Below are 20,627 nucleotides of genomic sequence, written 5' to 3' on the forward strand. Positions count from 1 at the left end.
GACCGCCCGGAAGGAGTAGAGGAAAGTGAAGAAAAAACCGGTATTGCTCCTCGTGTTCATCCTGTTGTTCCTCTTAGCCTCGTCGCATACGCTTGGAGACAGTGCCGACAAGTATTCTCTGGAAACGGACGATCTGGGCGACTGGAGCAAAGTCCACGCACGTTCCAAAACGGTCTCCCTTAAGACGATCCAGGGAAACGAGCTGGATCCGACCCGGGCGTTCGGGAGCGGCGGCTCCGGGGAGTATTTGATCTACAAAGCGAAGGTGAATTTGCGATCCTTCGAAGCGGTGGTCTACGGAATAGAGGGCCAAGAGTTCAAAGCTCCGCAATTCTCGATCTCCCCCGACGGCAAGACCTACCGCGCCGTGACGCCGGATTCGCACTCGACGGGGGGCGATCCCGCCGTCGTCTCTTATGAATCGAGGGATTTTCCGGGCGGGACGAAGTACTTGAAGATCGTATTCCCGAGCGGCAAGATCAAGTCTCCCGTCTCGATCGGGCGAGTGACGCTGAACGGGGGCGGAAGCGCGGGAGCGAGCAAGCCCTCGGGCCCGGTTCTGTACGGCAGCATGATCCGGCTGACTCCGGCCGCCGGCGAATCGATCTATTACACGACCGACGGCAGCGACCCTCGCTCCTCGCCGACGCGCAAGCTCTACGGCTCGCCGATCGCGATCGTCAGTGAGACGCTGCTGAAGACGACCTCTTCCTCGGCATCGGCATCGGCGCCGGCTGCGGATAAGGGGACGGGCGGCGGCATATCCACCTACTCGTTCACGCCGTACCCTCAAGCTCCCGCGGCGGCCGGCCTGCACGATCCGCTCGACGACTTCGGGCTGACCGCGCTTCGTTCGAACTTGTACTTGGCGAAGGAGACGCCTAACTACTTCGACAACGATTTAAGCCGCGCGGTACGGGCGACGACGGCGCCGGGGTCCTTGATCTACGTCGCGAGCGAAGACATGAAGTCGTTCGCCGTGCGCAGCTTCTACTTCTCCGGGCAGCCGTTCGAGAAGCTCAAGTTTTACGCGTCGGCCGACGGAGTCGCGTACGAGGAAGTGGACGCGGAATCTTATCCGTCCGGTTACCCGGTCAGCAATTGGCAGCCTCAGGCTTACGAGAACATGGCCCTTCCCGCGAACACGAGGTATTTGAAAATCGAGCTGGTCGGAACGGCCAAATCGTGGACGCCCCAGGTGTCGGAGGTGATCGTCAACCGCAATACCTCTTCGGCCACTCTGACCACGGTCAAGAGCGGCGACGGGATGCTGGCTGCAATCGCCTCGGAAACGCCCGGCGCCCGCATTTATTACCGCTTGAACCAAAGCGTCGACTTCGTTCCTTACGTCTCGCCTATTAAGCTGAAGGGCTACAATCAGCTCGAGACCTACGCGGTGAAGGAGGGGCTCCTGACCAGCCCGATTCGCAGCTATTCGGTCAATGCCAACAAGGACGTTCAGGTCGACCGGTTCGGCCAGATGGAGACCGCGAAGTTCCAGGGCAAGGTGACCGACGAAGGGCAGCTGGCGGACGACGCGAAGGCGGACGACGAGTATTACGGAAGCTTGAAGGCGCCGGACGAACGCGATCGTTACGGAGGCCTTGCCGGAAGCGCGGACGAGTACGGGCTCAAGGCGACCGGCCATTTCGCGGTTCAGAGGATGAACGGCCGGCCGGTCCTGACGACTCCGGAGGGGAATCTCTTCTTCAGCCTCGGAGTCAACGGCGTGACGGCCCAAGAGACGTATACGCTCGTCAAAGGGAGAGAGTCGAAGTTCGAGTACGTGCCTCCTTATGCGGGAGAGTACAAGCCTGCCTATATCAACACGGACGGCTTCTCGTTCTATATCGCCAACAAATACCGCAAGACGGGGCGCTTCTTTACCGAGCACGACGTCTACATGGAGGCGATCGAGCGGATCCGCAAATGGGGCTTCAACGGCATCGGAGCTTATTCCCCCGAGAAGTACGGCGAGGAAGGACTCTTCCCGTACGTGCGAATGCTTCCGCTGGAGGGAATGAGCTGGGCGCGGATCGGCGGTCTTTCTCTTTTCGACATTTACGCACCGGACGCCGAAGCGAAGCTGGATCAATCGTTCGCCCAGACGGTCGCCCCGTACAAGGACGATCCGATGCTGATCGGGACGTTTATCGGCAACGAGTTCGATTACCACAAGTTCTTGACCGAGGTGCCGAAGCTCAAAGCGAGCAAAGCCGCGATGAAGGGGGCGCTCGTCGACATGCTGCGGACCAAGTACGCGACGATCGAGGCGTTCAATTCCGCGTGGAAAATGAACTACAAATCGTTCGACGAGCTGAAGGAAGCGCAGCTTACGCTCAAGGCTTCCCCGGCCTGGCGGGACATGGAGGCGTTCTTCGCGGACTATCTCGACCGGTTCTTCGGCACGGTGTCGCGCTTGTACCGCAAGTACGATCCGAATCATCTTCTGCTGGGGGACCGCTGGATCACGACGACCTTCCACAACGAGACGGTTCGCCGGATGCTCTCCGAATACGAAGGCAAATACGTGGACGTGATCAGCATCAACTACTACACGTACAAGCTGGAGACCGACCTTCTGGAAGAGGTGCACGAGCTGTCGGGCGGCAAGCCGATCCTGATGAGCGAATTCGGCTACGGAACGACGGAGCAGGGACTGGAGCCGCTCATGAAAAACTCCGCGGTCAACCAGTTCCAGCGGGGCATGAGGTACCGGAACTACGTCGAGGGAGTGGCGGTGCTGCCGTACGTGGTCGGAGCGAACGTCTTCAACTACGTGGACCAAGCGGGACTCGGCCGTTATTGGCAAGGGCTGTGGGGAGAGCATTACAACTCCGGCCTCGTGAACGTCGCGGACCGGCCGTACAAGGACTACGTCGGAGCGGCGAAGGCGACGAACGACGATATCTACAAGATCATGCTCGGCGAGCGGAAGAAATTCTATTACGACTTTAGCCAAAAGTGAAGGAGGCGGACGAATGGTCGGCGCCGACGGCAACAATCTGGTTTTGCTGCTGAGCACGCCGCGCAGCGGGAGCTCCCTGGCTACCGCGATGCTGCAGAACCACGGCAAGCTGTTCGCCACCCAGGAGATGTGGTTTCTGATGAGCCTGCTGGAATTGAAGTCGGCTCGGAAGCGGCCATATGGCGGGGGGGCGATTCTCGAACGCTTCTATAACGGCGTTCTGCCCGAAGAGGCGTTCGAGAGCGCCTGCCGATCGTTCGCTCTCCGGGTTTACAACGGTCTCCTCGGCAGCGGCGCGGCGGAGATGGTTATCGACAAGACGCCTCGCTATTACGGCGCGCTGGAGTTTCTCGACGGCTTGTTCCCGCGCTCCCGGCGCATCTGGCTGCTCCGCAATCCGTTCGCGGTGCTCGCTTCCTACAAGAAGCTAGGCTCCGCGAGGGGAGGCTCGTCCGATCTCGAGGCGATGCTGGCCGGCTTCGCCTTCGACCTTAAGGCGGCCGATCTAACGGTAGGCTTGCTCCGTTACATGCGGTACTTCTCCCGGGAGGAGGAGCCTCTCGCTTATCGTCTGCGGTACGAGCGGCTGGTTGCCGATCCCCGGGCCGAATTGGCGGAGGTCTGCCGGTTCCTCGGCACCGAATACGAGGAAGGAATGGAGAAGTACGGCGACCGGATGGATTCCCCGAAAGCCGGGCTTTATTACAGTATGGGAGTCGGCGATCCGTTTGTCGCGGAGCATTCGGCTCCGCACGAGGATTCCGTCCATGCTTGGAAAGAGCTTCTGACGAAGCGGGAGATCGCGGCGTACGGACGGCTGCTCGGAGCGCGCCTGTTCGCCGAGCTCGGGTACGGCGAGGAGCTGGAGCAGGCGGAGAAGCTGGCGGGCATCCGCTTCGATCCGGAGCCGGACGGCGCCTGGATGGCGCTGAGAGCGAAGCAATGGATGGAAGCGACCGGCTTCAGCTGGACGGAGAATTATCGGATGCGAACCGAGCTTGCCGCAAGCTCGGAGCCGGCCTTCGCCGAATTTTTGGAATCCGCCGAGAGCGGGGAAGAGGAACGGGGATTGTATCGGGATCGCTCGAACCCGGCCGATTCGGAGACGCTGCAGCTTCGAAGGACCGTTCAAACGCTGGAGCAGCGTCTCGAGAAGGGACTGCAGGAGCAGAAGCGCCTGCGCTCCCAGCTTGCCTCCATGAAGCGCAAAGCGGACTGGCTGAAGGCGGCGATTCCGTTCGGCTCCCGGCTGTCGCGGCTGGCCTCGTCTTATATGGCCGGATCGGGAGGGAAGAAGTGAGCGCGATCGCGGGCTTCGTCCGGTTCGACGGGCAAGAGGCGGGCATCCGAGACGGCGAAGCGATGATGGAGGCGATGCGGGCGTACGTGGCCGACGATGTGCGAATGAGGCGCGCGGGTCCGGCGTTCCTCGGCTGCCGGATCCGGTGGATCACGCCGGAGTCCAGGGGCGAGCGGATGCCGGAAGGCGACCCGAACGGCCGCCTGCTCATCGCGGCCGACGCCATCCTTGACAACCGCAAGGAGCTGTTCGGGCGGCTGCAGCTCCCGCCTGCGCGCTTCGCCGGCATGACGGACAGCGAGCTCATTCTGCTCGCCTACCGCAGATGGGGGCGGAGGTCGCCCGAGTATCTCGTCGGCGACTTCGCCTTCATGATCTGGGATGCCGACCGCCGGGAGCTGTTCGGGGCAAGAGACCTGTTCGGAAGCCGCTCGCTTTACTACCATCGCGATAATCGGCGGTTGGCGTTCTCCACGACGATAGAGCCTCTGCTCGCGTTGCCGGACACCTCGAGGAAGCTGAACGAGGAGTGGCTCGCGGAATTCATGGCGATTCCGGAGATGTTCGAGTCGACGGACGCGGAAGCGACGCCCTACCTTCAAATCCGGCAGGTGCCGCCGGGTCATGCGATCGTCGTTTCGGAGGGACAGGTTTCGGTGGCCTCCTACGGATCGCTGGAGCCGGAAGAGCCGCTTCGGCTGAAGTCGGACCGGGAGTACGAGGAGGCATTCCGGGAAGTGGTCGGGGAGGCCGTCCGCTGCCGGCTCCGCACCTTCCGGGAAGTGTCGGCGACGCTTAGCGGAGGCCTGGACTCCGGAACGGTGGCGGCCTTCGCCGCGACGGAGCTGCGGAAGGAAGGCAAGACGCTGCGCTCGTTCAGCAGCGTGCCGGCTCCCGGATTCGCCGATTGGACGTCCCGCGGCACGGTGGCCGACGAGCGGCCCTACATTCGGGCAACCGCCCGCCACGTCGGCAACATCGCGGAATCCCACATGAGCTTCGAAGGAATCAGCCCGCTGTCCGAAGTGGACGAATGGCTGGACCTGCTCGAGACTCCTTACAAATTCTTCGAGAATTCGCACTGGCTCAAAGGGATCCACGAGCAGGCCGGCAGGCAGGGAGCGGGCGTGCTGCTGACCGGAGCGCGCGGCAACTTCACGGTGTCGTGGGGTCCCGCTCTCGAGTATTACGCGCTGCTGCTGCGGCGAATGAAGTGGCTGAGCCTCTCGAGGGAGCTTCGGGCTTACGGATCGAACAAGGGAATCGGCAGAAAAAGGCTCCTGTCGGCCATTGGCCGATTGGCCTTCCCTTCCCTGGCGCAACGCGGACGATCCGAGCCGCGGCCCGAGCTTCCGGCGATGCTCATCCATCCCGACTTCGCCGCCCGGACGGGCGTGTTCGCCCGGCTGAGGAGCGGGGAAGCCTCCGCGGCCGATCCGCTCGAGCTGCGCAGGTCCAAGCTCGGGAGCCTCGCCGCCGCGAACAAGAACGGCGCGACGGCGTCGAAGCTGTCGCTTCGCTATGGGGTGTGGGAGCGCGACCCCACGTGCGATCTTCGGGTCGTCCGTTTCTGCCTGGCCGTTCCGTTCGAGCAGTACGTGCGAAACGGCCAGGACCGCTCCCTGATCCGCAGGGCGACCGCGAGCGTGCTGCCCGACGAGGTTCGGCTGAACCAGCGGGTCCGGGGCATCCAGGGCGCGGACTGGGTTCATCGCGCCGCTCCGATGTGGCCGCGCCTGCTCGAGGAAGTGGGGAGACTCTGCAAGGATTCGCGCGCCTCCGCCTACCTGCACGTCGACCGGATTCGGGAGGCCGCCGCCGGAATCGGGCGGGAGCCGCGGCCGGAGCTCGCTTTTCACCCGGAGATGAGGCTGCTCATGCGCAGCTTGATTATATACCGATTCATCCAGAGATTCGCCTGACCGCCGTCTCATCGAACAAGCCTATCGAAAGGAGGTGAATTCAATGGAGAAGAAGCAATGGATCGAGCCGACGCTCGAAACGCTGGACGTCAGCGAGACGATGTACGGCAAAGGAATGACGCACATCGATTTCGTCACCACCGAGGACATGGACATCTATGCACCGAGCTGAGCTGAGTTTCTATAGACGCGAGTCCTTACCCGATCCTAGTCGGATTGGGTAAGGACGCTTTCGTTTCTATAGGGATGTCGCCGCTTGGCGTGAAGTCCCTGATTTTGCCCTGTAACCCGAAAAATTCGGGTTAGAGCTGCATGGAGTCTCTGAATTTGCCCTGTAACCCGAAAAATTCGGGTTAGAGCCGCATGGAGTCTCTGATTTTGCCCTGTAACCCGAAAAATTCGGGTTAGAGCCGCATGGAGTTTCTGATTTTGCTCTGTAACCCGAAAAATTCGGGTTAGAGCCGTATGGGGTTCCTGTTCTACTCACTACCCTCACAATTCTTAGATCAATCTATCTGAGAAAGGAGATGGCCAATGAACGACGCGTTACTTGCCGTAAGCACGGCCACTCTTTACCGGGCATTCGGCTTGCGGATCTCCAGCCGGATTCCTCTTCCCGAATTGCCGCCTGCAACTCTTGCAGGCTCGATCGACGGAAGCTCGCAGAGGGCGCCGCAATCGGCGGACATCGGGATCGACTGGGCCGATCCGGGCCCGCTGCTCGCCGAATTAAAGGCATGCGGCAGCAACTTCTCGTACGCGCGCGCGGGAGAAAAAGCGAGCGGGAAGCGGTTCCTTTTTCTGATTCCGGACACCGCCGTGTACGCCATCGAGGACGGAAGGACGATTCTCGTCGCTCCGCTGCCCGGCGCCGATCCGGAGAGGGTGCGCGTATATCTGCTAGGCACCTGCATGGGCGCGCTGCTTCTGATGCGGCGGGTGCTGCCGTTGCACGGCAGCGCGGTCGTCATCGACGGCAAAGCCTATGCGTTCCTCGGCGATTCGGGCGCGGGCAAGTCGACGCTGGCCGCGGCTTGCGCTTCGCTGGGCCATCGCCTCGTGAGCGACGATGTCGTCGCGGTAGCCCTCGACGGGGAGGGCAGGCCCTTCGTTCAACCGGCTTACCCCCAGCAGAAGCTGTGGCGCGAGAGCCTCGAAGGGTTGGGAATGGACGGGGGAGCTTATCGACCTATCTATCGGGAGACCGAGAAGTTCGCGGTTCCGGCGACGGGCAGCTTCCTTGCGGAGGCCGTTCCGCTGGCGGGAGTGTTCGAGCTGGCGAAAAGAAGCGACGCCGAGATTAGCGAAACACACAATAGCACTGCGGACAATAGCGCTGCGGACAATAGCAATGCCATCAATAAAATTGCCGCCTTTAGCGAAGCCAGCGGCCCGAGCCGGGCACCGGAGCCGGAGCGGATCGCCGCTACCCCGGTAGCGGGGCTGGAGAAGCTGCGAGTTCTGATGCAGCACACGTACCGTAACCGGCTGATTCCCCGGATGGGGCTGGAAGGCTGGCATTTTCGCGCGTCGGCCGCCGTCGCGGCGCGGATCGAAGCGAACCGGCTGCGGAGGCCGCGGTTCGGATTTACGGCGCTTGACCTTGCGCAATCCGTCATTCATAACGCCAGAAGAAAGGAATGGGAGCCATGATTCAGACGATCGACGCCGGACATTCCATCGTCCGCAAGGAAGGCAATCTCGTAAGCGACATGAAGGGGGAGAAGGTCATGTTCAGCATCTCCTCCGGCAAGTACTACAACCTCGGCCTGATCGGGGGCCGAATCTGGGAGCTGCTCGCCGTTCCGGTCGGGATCGGCGGGCTGGTCGACGAGCTGACGGCGGAGTTCGAGGTCGACCGGGAGACGTGCGAGCGGCAGGTCGGCGAATTCCTTCGCCATCTGATGCAAGAGTCGCTGATCGAGGTTCGCCGGGCATGATCCGCGGGCTGAGATCCGTCTTGGCCTGGCCGCCGGAGAAGCGCCGCCTTATGCTGGAGGCGCTGATTTATCTCGCGTGGGCTCGCGTCATGAAGCTGCTGCCGTTCTCGCGGCTGAAGCTGACGTTCGGCAAGCCGATGACCGAGACGCCGCACGTTCACGATCTGGCGCAGGAGCGCTTGATTCGCCGGATCTCGGAGGCGGTTCGGGTCATGAGCCGCCACACGATCTGGGAGAGCCAATGCCTTGTTCAGGCGTTGGCGGCCAGGAAGATGCTGGAGCGTCGCAGAATGGACAGCACGCTTTATCTAGGCACGGCCAAGGACAAGCAGGGCAACCTGGTCGCGCACGCCTGGCTCCGCAGCGGGCCGATCTATCTGACCGGAGATCAAGAACGGCGGCTGTTTACGACGGTCGCTTACTTCGGGACGGATCTGACCGCCCCGGAGAATAGAAAAGAGTAAAAGGAGCAATCAAATGGACAAGCCATTCAGCCTGGATTTAAGCGACTTGCCCGCGGAGCTTAACGCGATGCTGGAAGCGCTTCGAAGCGACGCCGGGACCGAAGGGCTCCGGCGCGAGCCGTTCTTGCCGGACATCGATTGGAATCAATTCCTGAAGCGGGTCCGGCATCATCGCGTGTATCCGCAGCTATATGCCTGCGCGGCGGGCGAATTGATTCCCTCCGATGTTCGGCAAGCCATCGAACGGGATTGCCGCCTGAACGCGCTGAAGATGCTCCGCTTAAGCGGGGAAATGGAGCGGGTGTGCCGCTCGCTGGCGGATCAAGGCGTCCGTTCGCTCGTCCTGAAGGGACCGGCGCTGGCTCAACGCCTGTACGGAGACGTGTCTCTGCGGACGTCCAAGGACCTCGATATCCTGATCCCGATAGAGGAGCTCGCCACGGCCGAGAAGCTGCTGCGTGAGCTGGGCTATCAGCCGGAAAGGCCTCTCCCGAGAGGGCTGGGCGATTGGAAGTGGAAAATCCACCACGTCGCCTTCATGCACCCGCAGCTCGGAATCGAAGCGGAGGTTCACTGGCGGCTGAACGGGGAGGGCGGCAAAGAGCCGTCCTTCGAGGAGCTATGGAACGGAAGGCAGCCCAGCGGACTTTCCTCTTGCCTGTTCATGCCGGGCGACGAGCATCTGTTTCTCTATCTCGTGACGCACGGCGCCCGCCATGGCTGGTTCCGCCTGCGCTGGCTCGCGGACATCGACAAGCTGGCGAGAAGGAAGCTGAATTGGACCGCGGTTCTTGCCCTATTGAAGAAATATAAAGCCGTTCATCTAGCCGCCCAGGCCCTCGCCCTGGCTTCGGCTTTGCTCCATACCCCCATTCCGCAGGCTCTGAAGCCCTTTGTCTACGCCGGCCGCGGGCGGGAGCTGGCGCAGCGGGCGCTCGGCTTCATCCGGGACGACATCGTCCTGTCTACCGACCCGAGCACGGGGGATGTGGCCAAAGCGTACAAGAGCTACCTGTTCGACTTGAAGACAAGACCGCAAAAGTGGGCTTACGCGATCAGCCGGCTGTACCCGAGCTTTCGGGACGCCGAGACGCTGCCCCTTCCCAGGCAGCTCTATTTTCTCTATTTTCCCCTGAGACCGTTCGTTTGGCTGTGGAGGCAAGTTCGTCAGCAAACTTAAGAGATGAGGAATCCGAATGACGGATCTGCGTTATTACCTTGGCAAGCTGCGGAGGTACGCGGGCGCAAGGCTCTACGGCCAGCTTGCGGCGATGGTGGCGCTCGGCTTGTTCGACGGCGTCGGGCTGTACATGCTCGTGCCGATGCTCGGGCTGCTGGGCTTCCTCGGGAACGGGGCGGGAAGCGTTCCGTTCGCCGAGGAGGGCTTGGAAACGCTGCGGGAATTGCCGGAATCGCTCGCCTTGCCCCTCTCGTTGGCGGTTTACGTGCTCATCGTCGCCGCCCAGGCTTTCTTTCAGCGGGAACAGAGCGTGAGAGGTGCCCGCCTGCAGCAAGGCTTTATCCGCCACCTGCGGCTTACCCTGTACGATTCCCTGCTGCATTCGAACTGGCCGTTCTTTATCCGCCGCCGCAAGTCGGACTTCCACCATCTGCTCACGTCCGAATTGGCGCGGGTCAGCCAAGCGACTCACCTTTTCCTGCAGCTGACCTCTTCGCTCGTCTTCACGATCATTCAGATCGGGATCGCCTTCTGGCTGTCGGCCGAGCTCACGGCGGTCGTTCTCGTCAGTGGAGCGGTTATCGCGCTTGCCATGCGCGGCAGGATTCGCCGGGCGAAAGAGGTCGGGAACCGGAACAGCGAGCTGTCGCTAAGCTATTACGCGGGGCTGAACGATCACTTCAGCGGAATCAAGGACATCAAGAGCAATCGGCTCGAAGCCTCGTACCTCGATTGGTTTCGGGCGCTGACCGGGCGGATGGAGGCCAACTTCACGGCGTTCGCCCGGCTTCAGGCCTCGACCCAGAGCTTGTACCGGATCGCGGCGGCGGCGCTGATCGCGCTGTTCGTTTATTTGTCGTTCGAGGTTTTGCGCGTCGGGGCGGGGCAGCTTCTGCTGATCGTGATCCTGTTCGCCCGCTTGTGGCCTCGATTCACGGCGATTCAGGCAGGAGCGGAACAGATCGTCTCGGCCATTCCGGCTTTTCAAGGGCTGAGGCGGTTGGAGCGGGAGTGCGGAGAAGCCCGCGAGCCGGAGGAGGAGCGGACGATCGAAGATGAGCGGGTCCGGTTCGCCCATGCGGAGATCGAATGCCGCGGCGTTAGCTTCCGGTACGGAGGGGGTTCCGACTACGCGCTGAGAGACGTCACCGTGACGATTCCGGCGGGGAAAATGACGGCGATCGTCGGCAAGTCGGGAGCGGGCAAAAGCACGCTGGCCGACGTTCTGATGGGGCTGCTCGAGCCGGAGAGCGGATCGGTGCTGTTCGGCGGCCGTCCCGCGACGGGAGACGCCAGGGTCGCCCTCCGCCATGCCGTCAGCTACGTGGCGCAGGATCCGTTCCTGTTCCACGCCAGCATCCGGGACAACCTGCTGTGCGTTCGGCCGAACGCGGGAGAAGAGGAGCTGTGGGACGCGCTGCGCTTCGCCGCCTCGGACGAATTCGTGAAGCGGCTGCCCGAGGGACTGGACACGATCGTCGGCGACCGGGGAGTTCGGCTGTCCGGCGGAGAACGCCAGCGACTCGTGCTGGCGAGGGCGATCCTGCGCAAGCCGTCGATCCTGGTGCTGGACGAGGCGACGAGCGCGCTCGATACGGACAACGAGGAGAAAATCCGGCAAGCGATCGATCGGCTGAAGGGGACGATGACGATTATCGTCATCGCCCACCGGCTGACGACGATCCGGGGAGCGGACCAAGTCATCGCGATGGAGCGGGGCGAGGCTTCGGTCCGGAAGGACTACCGGCAGGATCCCGCTTAGACGGCGGACAAGAGAGACGGAGGAACGATAATGAACAACGACGTCGGCAACGTGACTTGGCAGCACTCGAGGATCAGCCGCCCGGACCGGGAGCGGAGGAACGGGCACAAGAGCCTCGTGCTTTGGTTCACCGGCTTGCCGGGATCCGGCAAATCGACGCTTGCTTTCGCGTTGGAGCAGGAGCTGGACGCGAGGAGGATCTCCTCCTACGTCTTGGACGGAGATAACGTTCGGCACGGACTCGGCCGGGACCTCGGCTTCTCGGAAGCCGACCGGAAGGAGAATATCCGAAGGGTCGGCGAGGTCTCGAGGCTATTCGCCGATGCCGGTCTCGTCGTGCTGGCCGCGCTGGTCTCGCCGAACGAGGCCGACCGCCGGATGGCCAGGGAGCTGTTCCCCAAAGGCGAATTTATCGAGATCTACGTCAAATGCTCGCTCGAGGAGTGCGAGAGGCGGGATCCAAAAGGTTTATATAAGAAAGCCCGGGACGGCGAGATTTCGAGCTTTACCGGAATCAGCGCGGGATACGACGTTCCCCAAGCCCCCGAGCTGATCATCGATACGGAGAAGCTGACGGTCGAGCAAGCGATCGACATCCTGATCCGTTACTTGGACCATCGCGGCTGCCTTCGGCGGCACTAATGGAGGAGGAGAGTCTAGCATGACCTACAAACCGATCTGGAGCCGCTTCGTCGCGCTCGCGCTGCTGGGCGCCGTCGTCGCCGCCATCTTCGCCCTGTCCTCGCAGCCGTTCAAGGCCCAGACGATCCAGCCTTTCCTGCAGAAGAACCTGTCGGTTCAGACCGCGGAGAGGGTGCTGCCCCACCTCGATATCCGGTATGACGGACACGAATACCGAAGCGACGCCAATCCGCTCGGCTTGATCGAGTTCCTGTTCCGCAAAGGCGCCCACATGTTCGTCTACGGCGTTCTCGCGGCCGCGGCGGCGCTCGCGCTGCGAATGTACCGGCTGCCCCTTCCCGCCGTTGCCGGGCTGTCCCTTGCGGCCGTCTTTCTCGTCGCGATGCTGGACGAATGGAACCAGCGCTACTCGCAGGACCGGACGCCTGCCTTCCAGGACGTGCTCGTCGATTTGACGGGAGGCGCGATCAGCCTTCTCCTGTGCTACGGAATTTCGAGACTGTACCGGCGGCTCAGACGTTAATTGTCCTGGAAGAACGAAGCGGGTATAGTAGAAGGAACGATAGGTTCGGAAGGTCGGTCCCGGACTATTGAATCCAAGACGCTTCGGAAGGGATAAACGATGGGGAACTATTTTCCCGTACAGCCGCCGCTTGTGCAGAGAAAGTCGGAGGATTCCCGTTATCGGTACCGGGAATTCCGGCCCGGCGAGCTATTGGCTCCCTGCATCGCTTGTTATTGGACCTTGGACTTCGAACCCGACGGGGGCTTAAGCAAGCTCCACCGGATCGTTCCGGACGGCTGCGTCGATATCATTATCGACCGGAAGGCCTCGTCCTTCGGCAAGGCCGCTTTCGTGACGGGGTTGATGACGGCATACGAGACCATGGACCTGACGAGCCGGCATTCGCTGATCGGAATTCGTTTCTACGCGGACAAGGCGCGGAGCTTCCTGCGCTTCCCCGCGGCGGAGTTCGGAGGCTATCGCGCCTTTCTCGAAGACATTTGGGGAACGGAGGCCGCGTCTTTCGCGGAGCAAGTCCAGTCGGCGCCGAACTCCGCGGAGGCCATCCGAAGGATGGAGGCGACGTTGATCCGGCAGCTGCCGCCGGGATCGGACGCGTCCGGCTCACCGCTTCATTCGGCCATGGAGCACCTGTACGCAAGCCGGGGCAGCATGACCGTCCGGGAGCTGGCGGAGAAGCTCAGCTACAGCGAGAGGAACGTCAGAAGGATTTTTCGCGGAGAGCTGGGCGTCGGTCCCAAGGAGATGCTGGACATCGTCCGCTTCCAGAGCGCCTTGCGCGGAATGAGGGCATCCCCCGCGACGCCCCTTACGGACGCGGCCTTCCGGTACGGGTATTGCGACCAGCCTCATTTTATTCGCAGCTTCAAGCGCTATTACGGGCTCTCCCCGCACCAAGTTTTCCTCTGAACGTGTCCGTTTTATACAAGCCTTCGAAGGCGGAATAAGAGATGCTAGAGGCGGAAAAGAAAACGTTAGGAGGAGGACGAATAGATGAAACCTCGCATATCCGTGCTGACTTTGGGAGTGGACGATCTGGAGAGGTCCCTTGCGTTTTATCGCGACGGGCTGGGGTTTCCGACGGAAGGGATCGTCGGACGGGAATTCGAGCACGGTGCGGTCGCTTTCTTCGACCTGCAAGCCGGCTTGAAGCTTGCGATCTGGAGCCGCCAGGACCTGTCGCACGAGGCCAAGGTCCCGTTGTCGCCGCCCAGCTCGACGGAGCTGACGATCGGGCACAACGTGGGCAGCAAGGAAGAAGTGGACCGGATCGTGGAGACGGCCCGCAAGGCGGGGGCGATCGTCACCGATCCTCCGCACGATGCTTTCTGGGGAGGCTATTCCGGACACTTCAAGGATCCCGACGGGCATCTCTGGGAGATCGTATGGAATCCGGCCTGGGAGCTGGAGGAGTAAAAGGATTTGTACAAGGCGGCGTCAGGGAAATCCCTGCGCCGCCTTTTTCGCGTTCCCATTCGTATGGTTGCCTCCGTCCTTGACGAAACTGTAGGCTGAGGTGATCCCATGACGTTCCATGTTTTAGTCGGTTTCGTTTTGCCTTGGCTTGTCGGAGTCTTCTTTATCAAGAAAGCAAGCAAGACCATGCTCCTGGTCTTCGCCGTTACGGCTTTTCTCGCCTTGCTGTTCAACGATATCGGTGCTTATGCGAAATGGTGGGAAATGACCCCTCACGAGATGGAATCGATCACGACGATACCTTACAGCCTCGGAGTCTATCCCATTATCCTTACTTTGATGTACCGCTACGTTCTGCCACGGATCCATCCCGTGTGGTTCGTCCTCTTAACGGCTCTGGTATTGACTCTTTTCGAATCGGCTTTGGTTCTGAGCCGCCGCATCGAATATCACGACGGCTGGAACGTCGGCTGGACGTACGTTTCTTATGTTCTTTCCGTCAGTATCGTGTTTATCTATGCAAGACTTCTGCTCAAGGCCTTCGGGATCCCGAAATCGGAGGTTTCGTCGAAATGATGCGGCCGGTTGCCATTCGCGAAGAATAAAAAAACGGCAGCATCGCATGAATACGTAGTATAATAAGAAGAAGCATTTACTAAACTCAAGGGGTTGCCAATTGAAAAAACATAAGCCGATGTCGTTCGATGAGCTGTTGAAGGATCTGCAAGGCCAGAAGTCGGTCCAGGAGGATCCGAACCGGATCTCTCTGGAGAAGCTGTTTAACGAATCGTTCATGAGCAAGCATTCCGCGTTCGCGAGCTTCGACGAGTTTATGGAGAAGGGCAAGTTCCAGGCCAAGACTCACGACGATCTCAATAACGTGGTAGGAGAGCTGTTCGACCGCCATATCGCGAGGGAGACCGATTTCGCCGATTGGGACGCCATGCTGGATGCCGCCAACAAGGAATACAAGTCGAACGAATAGCGAAGAAGACGCCGGGGCCATGCTGCCCGAGGCGTCTTTTTTTATGCTTCTCTAGCAAAAAATTGCGCTCGCCTGCAATCTTTTGCGATTGGCCGGCGTACCCGTTGAACTGGCCCGAAGGGATGTTATGATAGTTTTATCCTATTCAATACATTTAACGGGGAAACGGAGAGCGCCGACTTGAGCAAAGCGTTCAGCTTCGCGTTTGGAATTGTATGCGTTATCATGCTGACCTTCACTTTGATCTCGGCGGATAAAGTGTTTCGCGCAGGTCCCGAGCTGCCGAAGACCGTAGACCGGAAGCAGGCGGAATATCATCTCGTGCTCATCACGCAGGAGCTGGAGACGCCTTTCTGGGACAAAGTGGCGAAGGGCGCGAAAGAAGAAGCCGACAAGAGAGGCTCCAGCGTCGAGGTATGGGGGAGCTACGGCAAGGATCAGGAGGATTTTCTCAAGAAGCTCGAGATCGCCATCGACTCCAAGGTGGACGGGATCATCGTTCAAGGACTGGATACGCCGGATTTCAAGGAGCTGACCAAGATCAAGGCCGCATTCTACGGCATCCCGATCCTTACCGTGGCGAACGACGTGCCGATGGCCGATAGCCTGAGGAGAACGTACGTCGGATCGGATCAATTTCTTGCGGGGCAGATGATCGCGAAGCAGCTTCTGTCCGACATGGGCTCCTCGGGCACCGTCGTCCTGATGGGAGACAGCCGGGAGGAATATTACCAGCAGCAGCGAGTAAATGGAATCATGGACGTCTTGAAGCGCTATCCGGACATTAAGACGGAATACGCGGAGACCATCGAATCGCGGGAGATGATCATCGCGGCGACCCAAGACGTCTTGAACCGGCAGCCGGACGTGGACGCCTTCATCGCCGTGAACGCGAATATCGCGGACGCCATGGTCCAGGAGATCGGGAGACGCTCCCAGGTCGCGCCATATCATATCTACTCGTTCGACGACAGCAAGGACACGATGTCGCTGCTTAAGGCGGGGAAGCTTGACGGCATCATCGAGCAATCGCCCGAGGAGATGGGCCGGCTCGGCGTGAAACTCATCATCGAATGGCTGCGGGGCGACACGGTGCCGCTCGATACGGACGGCTATCTGACGGATATTCGGTTGCTGAAGGCGACGGACGCGCCATGAACAGCATCCAGAGGAAAATATGGACGCTAGCCGCCGCCGTCCTGTTCGTCATGGCGACCATCTGGATTGCCCTTACCTACTACAATCAGAAAACCCAGGACCAATACAACGCGATTCTGCAGCGCTATCTGCACATGAACGAAGTGACGAACGCCAGCCAGCAGACGATCGCCGCCCTTAATAACTATCTGCAGACGCCGACGCAGGCGAACCTGCAGCAGGTGGACAGCAATAAGATGAGGCTTCGGACGGCCAGATTGGAGGTCATGGACCTGAGGAACGCGGAGAACGACTTCGCGCTCGCGAGCTACATGAACCTGATCGACAGCCTGGTCGAGACGACGGACCGGTCGATCCTGTTCCTGTCCGAGAAGGAGACGGAGGAATCCACCAGCGCTTTCTCGGAGGCGACGCGTATCTCGAAGTACATCTCGGAGATGACGCTCACCTTGCTCGACACGGAGCTGAAGACGTACGACCGGTTCTATCGCGGCATAATCGAGCAGTCCACGGAGCTGAAGAAGTTCGGGATTTGGATGCTGCTGTCGATCACGTTCCTGCTTCTGTTTTTTACGTACTGGTTCTCGAAGAGCATCACGAGGCCGGTGCTTAAATTAACGCAGGCGGCGAAGGAGCTGTCGCGAGGCCGGTTCGACCTTCAAGTCGAGGTGACCTCCAACGACGAAATCAGCTTCCTCGCGAAGATGTTCGAGCGCATGCGGGTCAACATCAACAACCTGATCCAAGAGATTCAGCAGAAGGCGCAGCTCGAGAACGAGCTTCAGCAGAACAAGCTGATGCTTCAGGAGAGCCAGCTGAGGAGCTTGCAGAGCCAGATCAATCCTCACTTTCTATTCAACACGTTGGACACCCTGTCCAAGAAAGCCTACCTGGAAGGCTCCGAGGAGACCAGCGACCTGCTGGCGAACGTGGCGGGGCTGCTGCGCTACAACCTGAAGCGGTTGGATCGCTCCGTCACTCTCTACGACGAAGTGAAGGTGCTCCGTCAATATATGGAGATCCAGAAAGCGAGGTTCACCGACCGCCTCCATTTTCATGCGGACATCAACGAGTGGTGCCTGTACGTCGAGCTTCCCGGCATGACGCTCCAGCCGATCGTCGAGAACGCGGTCATCCACGCGGTTGAGCCTCTGGAGGACGGAGGAACGATCGAGTTTACGATCGCGGACTACGGCGAACGGGTGAGAATCGAGATCTCCGATAACGGGCCCGGAATGCCGGAGAGCAAGATCAAGGAAATTCTGGAGGAGCGGGCCGAGCAGACGGAAGGACACTCGACGGGCATCGGCTTCAGCAACGTCGTCCGCAGGCTGCGGATTTTCTACGGGCGCGAGGACATTATCGAGATCGAGAGCGGCCCGGGCCTCGGAACGAAGGTTATCTTGTTAATTCCTAAAGCAAGGAGGAGCGGGAAGGATGACCAAACTTCTGATCGTGGATGACGAGCAGATCGAGCGGGAAGGGCTGCAGGCGATTCTGCGCAAAGGGTTCCCCGACCTGATCGTCGAACAGGCGAAGAACGGCAAGGCGGCGGTGCAGCTGGCGGAAGAGCTTCGTCCCGATCTGATCCTGATGGACATCAAGATGCCGGGAATGGACGGATTGGAAGCCATCGAGATCATCGGGCAAAAGGATCCCGGCATCAAGTTCGTCATGGTGACGGCGTACGACACTTTCGAATATGCGCAGCGCTCGATCAAGCTTGGCGTCATCGATTATTTGCTTAAGCCGAGCAAGGCGAGCGAGATCGTGGCCACCGTCGGCAATGCCTTGAAGAGAATCGAGGAAGAGCGGATGAGCCGGGAGGCGAGCCGGCTTCAGCGGGATGCGCTGCGGAAGGTGCTGCCGGTCGTCGAGACCGACATCGTCACGCAGCTGCTGTTCGACCACGTACACGAGGTGCATCTGGGCGAGCTGGTCGGGCTGCTCGGGGCGAGCCCCTCGAACGGGAAGTTCGCGATGAACGTCTTGCTTCCGGCGGGGGAAGAGGGCATGTATTCCGCGATCAAAGGGAAGATAAGGTCGCTCGGAAGCGGCTGGGTCGGCGCCTTGTACGGCCGGCAAATTCCGATCATCGCGTTCCGCGACCCCGGCAGGTCGTTCCGGGCCCAAGCGATGTCGATCGCCCGCGAGCTGCTCGGCCTGGCAAAGCCCGGGGCGGAGGCCGGCTGGTTCGTCGGCATCGGCAATGCCTGCGAATCTCTCGGGCAGATTCGTCAGTCCTATCAGGAAGCGCTTGTCGCTTCGATGGATCCGGCTCTCCCGGTCAAGTACCGTTTCTATGAAGATACTCCGGTTCTGGAAGTCGCGCGGGACGGATACTCGGCGAAGCAGCTGGAGAAGCAGTTTTTCGATCGGGTCAGGCTCGGCGATTGGGCAAGGATGGATGCGGACGTCACGGAGTTCATCCGTCGTTACGAGAACGAGGGCGCCGACTTGCTGCAAGCGCAGCAGCGAGTGCTGGAGCTGCTTTGGATCGCCTCGCGCGCGTTGCTCGAGCTCGGAGTCGAGGTCGATACTCCGCTGTTCTCGTTCCAGTCGCGGGATTATCGCCAGCTGCGTTCCGAGACGCGCCTGCTGCTCGATCGGATGAGGGAATCGTTCGAGGAGCATCCCGGCTTGCTTAGGCCGGACACCATCCAGCAAATCAAGAAGTTCGTGATCGAGCATTCTTGCGAGGATATCTCCCTGGAGCTCATCGGCCGGAAGTTCGGATCCAGCCCGTTCTATATCAGCAAGCTGTTCAAGGAACAGCTCGGCGTCAATTATATCGATTTTCTGACCGAGTGCCGGATCGAGCACGCGAAGAAGCTGATGAGCGATCCGGAGAAGAGCCTGAAGGAGATCACGTTCGAGGTCGGCTATCATGATCCCAATTATTTCAGCAAGGTATTCAAGAAGACGTGCGACGTCTCTCCGACGGAGTTCCGCCGGACGCTTCTGGGGCAGAGGGGATAGGGAGACGTTATGCAGAAGGAAGCTTCGGGGATGAAACTGGTTTCTGGAGGCAAAAGGAGACTTGCGAGCCTGAACGTTCACTTGCTGCTCCTTCTCCTGGCCTTCGTTCTCGCCGCGTGCGAGGGCGGATCGAACGGCAAGACGAAGTCGATTGCTTCGCCAAGCGCGACGGAGGGCGGCGGAGGCGGGGAAGAGGAGCCGATCACGATCGGCTTCTCGATGGATACGCTTCTGGAGGAGCGATGGCTGAAGGACCGCGACATGTTCCGCGCCGCAGGAGAAGCGCGGGGCGCGAACGTCGTGATCATGGAAGCGAACGGCGACGACGCGAAGCAAATCTCCCAAGCCGAGACGATGATCAGCCAGGGAGTCGATATTCTGGTCATCGCTCCGCACAACGCGGAGGCGACCGCGGCGATCGTAAAGAAGGCGCATTCGGCCGGCATCAAGGTGCTCGCTTACGATCGGCTGATCAAGAACTCCGACGTCGATCTCTACGTCTCGTTCGACAACGAGATGGTAGGCGAGCTGCAGGCTCGAGCGATCACTCGCCTGGTTCCTAAGGGCAAGTACGTCTATATCGGAGGCGCGGACACGGACAATAACGCGCACCTGTTCAAGGCGGGCGTGTTCAACGTGCTGCAGCCGCTGATCGACCGGGGAGACATCACCGTCGTCTACGACCAGTGGACGAAGGATTGGACGCCCGCCAACGCGCTGGTCAACATGAAGCAGGCGCTTGACGCCAGCGGCGACCAGATCGACGCGGTCATCGCGGCGAACGACGCGACGGCGGGCAGCGTCATCGAGGCCTTGGCGGAGGCCGGGCTGGCGGGCAAGATCCCGGTCGCCGGGCAGGATGCCGACCTCGCCGCCGCGCAGCGAATCGTCGCCGGCACGCAGACGATGACCGTCTACAAGCCGATCAAGCTGCTCGCCGACAAGGCCGCGGACCTCGCGGTCAAGCTCGCCCGCGGCGAGGACGTTCAGGCGGACAAGAAGCTGAACAACGGCAAGATCGAGGTGCCGTCGGTGCTGCTCACCCCGATCGCCGTCGATCGGTCCAATCTCGAGGACACGATCATCTCCGACGGCTTCCACTCGCGGGAGGATGTTTATAAGAAGTAGAGGATCGCGGCTGCCGCCGGCGTTTCGCGTGGCTAGCGGCACGGTTGAGGAGCCATCCCGTCTTGCGGACGGGGTGGCGTTTTTTTTCTTTGGGTTTCTGGAGCGAGGGGAAAGGCAGGCAAGATGAGTAAGGATGACTCAACTGGGTGCCGAACGAGGGGGATGGCAGGTAAGCTGAGTAACCAAACTACACACATCCGCCTGCAGCCTCGCAAATCCACCACAGAGAGTAACCAAACTACACACATCCGCCTACA

General features: G+C 60.6%; 19 protein-coding genes. All 19 read left to right on the forward strand.

Annotation, left to right across the window (positions count from 1 at the left end):
* Positions 1–25 precede the first annotated feature (25 nt).
* The 19 genes from H7B67_RS17010 (at position 26) to xylF (ending at position 20,370) form a co-directional block, all read left to right on the forward strand.
* Positions 26–2,968 carry a chitobiase/beta-hexosaminidase C-terminal domain-containing protein gene (locus H7B67_RS17010; RefSeq protein WP_342592599.1) on the forward strand — a complete coding sequence of 981 codons (2,943 nt, stop codon included), beginning with the start codon at positions 26–28 and terminating at the stop codon, positions 2,966–2,968.
* A 13-nt stretch (positions 2,969–2,981) separates the two neighbouring features.
* Positions 2,982–4,268: a sulfotransferase family protein gene (locus H7B67_RS17015; protein WP_185121053.1), complete on the forward strand. Its 1,287-nt coding sequence runs from the start codon at positions 2,982–2,984 to the stop codon at positions 4,266–4,268.
* Complete coding sequence (locus H7B67_RS17020) at positions 4,265–6,190, forward strand: asparagine synthase-related protein (protein WP_185121054.1); 1,926 nt, start codon at positions 4,265–4,267, stop codon at positions 6,188–6,190. Before H7B67_RS17015 ends, H7B67_RS17020 begins: the two co-directional genes overlap by 4 nt.
* A gap of 43 nt (positions 6,191–6,233) precedes the next feature.
* Entirely contained in the window at positions 6,234–6,362 is a 129-nt protein-coding gene (locus H7B67_RS17025; protein ID WP_185121055.1) for a paeninodin family lasso peptide, read from the forward strand.
* 362 nt (positions 6,363–6,724) lie between these two features.
* Positions 6,725–7,843, forward strand: coding sequence for an HPr kinase/phosphorylase (locus H7B67_RS17030; protein WP_185121056.1), 1,119 nt, complete (start codon positions 6,725–6,727; stop codon positions 7,841–7,843).
* Positions 7,840–8,130 (forward strand): lasso peptide biosynthesis PqqD family chaperone, encoded by a 291-nt coding sequence (locus H7B67_RS17035; RefSeq protein ID WP_185121057.1) that lies wholly within the window; start codon positions 7,840–7,842, stop codon positions 8,128–8,130. The genes H7B67_RS17030 and H7B67_RS17035 overlap by 4 nt, the downstream gene beginning before the upstream one ends.
* Positions 8,127–8,594 (forward strand): lasso peptide biosynthesis B2 protein, encoded by a 468-nt coding sequence (locus tag H7B67_RS17040; protein ID WP_185121058.1) that lies wholly within the window; start codon positions 8,127–8,129, stop codon positions 8,592–8,594. Before H7B67_RS17035 ends, H7B67_RS17040 begins: the two co-directional genes overlap by 4 nt.
* Before the next feature lie 13 nt (positions 8,595–8,607).
* On the forward strand, positions 8,608–9,774 hold the full coding sequence (locus H7B67_RS17045; RefSeq protein ID WP_185121059.1) for a nucleotidyltransferase domain-containing protein: 1,167 nt from the start codon (positions 8,608–8,610) through the stop codon (positions 9,772–9,774).
* Positions 9,775–9,790: 16 nt separating this feature from the next.
* Entirely contained in the window at positions 9,791–11,536 is a 1,746-nt protein-coding gene (locus H7B67_RS17050) for an ABC transporter ATP-binding protein (RefSeq protein WP_185121060.1), read from the forward strand.
* Between the two features lie 30 nt (positions 11,537–11,566).
* A complete protein-coding gene (gene cysC, locus H7B67_RS17055) occupies positions 11,567–12,178 on the forward strand; it encodes an adenylyl-sulfate kinase (RefSeq protein ID WP_185121061.1) in 612 nt (203 codons plus the stop codon).
* Between the two features lie 19 nt (positions 12,179–12,197).
* Positions 12,198–12,701, forward strand: coding sequence for a VanZ family protein (locus H7B67_RS17060; protein ID WP_185121062.1), 504 nt, complete (start codon positions 12,198–12,200; stop codon positions 12,699–12,701).
* A gap of 99 nt (positions 12,702–12,800) precedes the next feature.
* On the forward strand, positions 12,801–13,613 hold the full coding sequence (locus tag H7B67_RS17065) for a helix-turn-helix transcriptional regulator (RefSeq protein WP_185121063.1): 813 nt from the start codon (positions 12,801–12,803) through the stop codon (positions 13,611–13,613).
* A gap of 84 nt (positions 13,614–13,697) precedes the next feature.
* A complete protein-coding gene (locus H7B67_RS17070) occupies positions 13,698–14,120 on the forward strand; it encodes a VOC family protein (RefSeq protein ID WP_185121064.1) in 423 nt (140 codons plus the stop codon).
* A gap of 108 nt (positions 14,121–14,228) precedes the next feature.
* The gene (locus H7B67_RS17075) at positions 14,229–14,696 is read left to right on the forward strand and encodes a CBO0543 family protein (RefSeq protein WP_185121065.1); all 468 of its coding nucleotides are present in this window, start codon (positions 14,229–14,231) and stop codon (positions 14,694–14,696) included.
* A 118-nt stretch (positions 14,697–14,814) separates the two neighbouring features.
* A complete protein-coding gene (locus H7B67_RS17080; protein WP_185121079.1) occupies positions 14,815–15,105 on the forward strand; it encodes a hypothetical protein in 291 nt (96 codons plus the stop codon).
* A 180-nt stretch (positions 15,106–15,285) separates the two neighbouring features.
* Entirely contained in the window at positions 15,286–16,263 is a 978-nt protein-coding gene (locus H7B67_RS17085) for a sugar ABC transporter substrate-binding protein (RefSeq protein ID WP_425353913.1), read from the forward strand.
* Complete coding sequence (locus H7B67_RS17090) at positions 16,260–17,726, forward strand: sensor histidine kinase (RefSeq protein ID WP_185121066.1); 1,467 nt, start codon at positions 16,260–16,262, stop codon at positions 17,724–17,726. Before H7B67_RS17085 ends, H7B67_RS17090 begins: the two co-directional genes overlap by 4 nt.
* A complete protein-coding gene (locus tag H7B67_RS17095; RefSeq protein ID WP_185121067.1) occupies positions 17,701–19,242 on the forward strand; it encodes a response regulator in 1,542 nt (513 codons plus the stop codon). Before H7B67_RS17090 ends, H7B67_RS17095 begins: the two co-directional genes overlap by 26 nt.
* A gap of 30 nt (positions 19,243–19,272) precedes the next feature.
* Complete coding sequence (xylF, locus tag H7B67_RS17100) at positions 19,273–20,370, forward strand: D-xylose ABC transporter substrate-binding protein (protein WP_185121068.1); 1,098 nt, start codon at positions 19,273–19,275, stop codon at positions 20,368–20,370.
* Positions 20,371–20,627 lie beyond the last annotated feature (257 nt).

It is taken from the genome of Cohnella thailandensis, from assembly GCF_014212135.1.
Taxonomy (GTDB): domain Bacteria; phylum Bacillota; class Bacilli; order Paenibacillales; family Paenibacillaceae; genus Cohnella; species Cohnella thailandensis.